This window comes from Cellulosimicrobium cellulans (genome assembly GCF_042723955.1).
Lineage (GTDB): Bacteria > Actinomycetota > Actinomycetes > Actinomycetales > Cellulomonadaceae > Cellulosimicrobium > Cellulosimicrobium cellulans_H.
Genome location: NZ_JBHXIC010000012.1, coordinates 1 through 2,591, shown reverse-complemented (window position 1 = coordinate 2,591; position 2,591 = coordinate 1). Strand labels below are relative to the sequence as shown.

General features: G+C 74.6%; 1 protein-coding gene. It reads left to right on the top strand.

Annotated elements, in window-relative coordinates; genetic code table 11:
- The first annotated feature begins 187 nt into the window (after positions 1–187).
- Complete coding sequence (locus ACFWH7_RS05260) at positions 188–2,539, top strand: GDSL-type esterase/lipase family protein (RefSeq protein WP_378215402.1); 2,352 nt, start codon at positions 188–190, stop codon at positions 2,537–2,539.
- Positions 2,540–2,591 lie beyond the last annotated feature (52 nt).

Below are 2,591 nucleotides of genomic sequence, written 5' to 3'. Positions count from 1 at the left end.
GTCGCTCCTCGCCCGAAAGTCGGGGCGGGGAGCGACCCCGGGCTCGTCGTGCTCGCAGCCGACGATGCCGTGAACCGGATCGCGGCAACTTCTGGCATCTCCTGGTGTCGGGCGGCACCCTCTGACAGTTTCGCGAGGAGCGCCCCACCACGACGGGCGCGTGGCAGGCTCGACGAGGAGGACCGCCATGGACGTGCACGGTAGGACGGGCGACGGACGCACGGGACGCAGGAAGGTCCGCGTCCGGCGGATCGCGGGGGCGCTCGTCGCCGCACTGCTCGCGCTGGCCGGGGCGCCGTCAGGTGCCGCCGTCGCGGCGCCCGAGAGCTCGTCGCGTGCCCTCGTGTCCGGGGCCGAGGACGCGGGGTGGGTCGGGGCATGGGGCACCGCCCTCGCGCGGTCCGGGGGTTCGTGCGCCCCGTGCACGATCCGGAGCACCGCGCACCTGAGCATCGAGGGGTCCGCGGTGCGCGTCACCGTGTCGAACGCGGTGGGCGAGATCCCCCTCGTCGTCGGGCGTACGACGGTGTCGCTGCCGTCCGTCCCGAACGGCGCGGGCGCGCTGCCCGGGTCGGTCCGGGAGGTGACGTTCGGCGGGCAGGCGTCCGTGACGGTGCCCGTCGGCGAGGTCGTGCGGTCCGACGCGGTCGTGCTCGACGTGGAGCACGGCACCGACCTTCAGGTCTCGACCTACCTGCCGCAGGCAGGTACGCGCATCGGCGTGCACGCCGCGGCGCACCACACGTCGTACTGGGCGACAGGCCCGGACCAGGCCGGGACCACCGACCCCGCACCGTTCACGAACAGCAGCTCGTCCGGGTACGTCGTGTCCGCGGTGGAGGTCGCCGGCTCGGGCGCAGCCGGGACGCTCGTGGCGTTCGGCGACTCGATCACCGACGGCTCGGGCTCGACCTTCGCGGGCAACGACCGGTGGGTGGACCGGCTCGCGGCCCGCATGGACGCCTACCCGCCGGCCGCGCGCCTCGGCGTCGTCAACGCCGGGATCGGCGGCAACCGCCTGCTCGTCGACCAGGTGGACAGCGGGCTGGCGGGCCCGAACCGCTTCGCGCGCGACGCGCTCGCGCACGGCCCGACGACGATCCTGGTGCTTCTCGGCATCAACGACGTCTGGCGGGCTGCGCAGGAGCCCGAGGACGACGCGGTCACCACCCAGCGGGTGATCGATGCGCTGACGGACCTCGCCGACCAGGCGCACGCTGACGGCGTACGGATCGTGGCCGGCACCCTCCCGCCGTTCAAGGGGTGGCCGCAGTTCGGTCCCGAGTCGGAGGCCGTGCGGCAGGCGGTCAACGGATGGATCCGCACGACGACGGTGCTCGACGCCGTCGTCGACCTCGACGTCGCCGTGCGCGACCCTGCGGACCCGACCCGGCTGCGTCCCGACTACGACTCCGGCGACGGGCTGCACCCGGGGCCGGCGGGATACCGGGCGATGGCTGCGGCGATCGACATCGCCGACCTGCTGCCCGCGGAGCGCACGGGCACGGTCGCTCTCGACGCCCCGCCCCGGGTGCCAGCGACCGGACCCACGACGGTCCGGGCCACCGTGACCCCTTCTCGGGACGTCGCTGACGCCGAGGTGCGGCTCGGCGCGCCGGTCGGCTGGGAGGTCGTCGAACCAGCGCGGAACCTCGGGACGCTCGCCGCGGGCGAGCAGGTGACGGTCGCGTGGGAGGTCGTGCGGGCCCCCGGTAGCGCCGCCCGCGGCGAGCTCGTGGCTGACACGCTGCTCGACGGGGCAGCGACCTCGGTGAGCGCCCAGGTCGACGTCGTCGGCGCGGGCCTCAGGGGTGAGTACTTCGCGTCAGAGGGCCCGGCGTGGGTGTTCGAGGACCTGCGGACCACCGTCGTCGACGAGACCGTCGACTTCCCTCGCTTCTTGCCCTGGCTCGCCGATCGCGCAGGCCGGACCGAAGGCGCCGCGGTCCGGTGGACCGGCACGCTCACGCCCGAGGTCGGCGGCGACTACACGCTGTGGGTGCGCGTCGACGACGGTGGGCGGCTCTGGCTCGACGACGAGCTGCTGGTCGACCGCTGGGTCGACGGGTCGCGCGAGGCCGCGTCCCGCGTGCTCGCGCTGGAAGCCGGCCGGTCGTACGCCGTGCGCTTCGAGACCTACCAGAACGCCGGCAACGCGCGCGCGGTCCTGGGCTGGGAGAGCGCGGCGACGGGCAAGGAGGTCGTGCCCGCGCTCGCCCTCGCTCCGCCGTCCGATGGCGAGGAGCCGGAGCTCGACGTGACGGTCACCGCGCAGGCGCGTTGCCTCGCGGGGAAGGCCTATGTGGCGGTGCGCGCGACGAACGGCGAGGACGCCCCGGTGGACGTCACCCTCACGACGCCGTTCGGGACGAAGACGTTCGCGGGTGTCGCGCCCGGGAAGAACGCGTACCAGTCGTTCCCGGTGCGCGGCACGTCCGTCGAGGCGGGCGAGGCGGACGTCACCGCCACGGCCACGGTCGACGGCGAGCAGGTCTCCACGGAGGTCGCCGCGCCGTACGACGCGACCACCTGCAGCTGACCGGCACGCGCTGACAGCAGACGCCAGGCCCGCCCTGTCCGGTTCTCCGGAC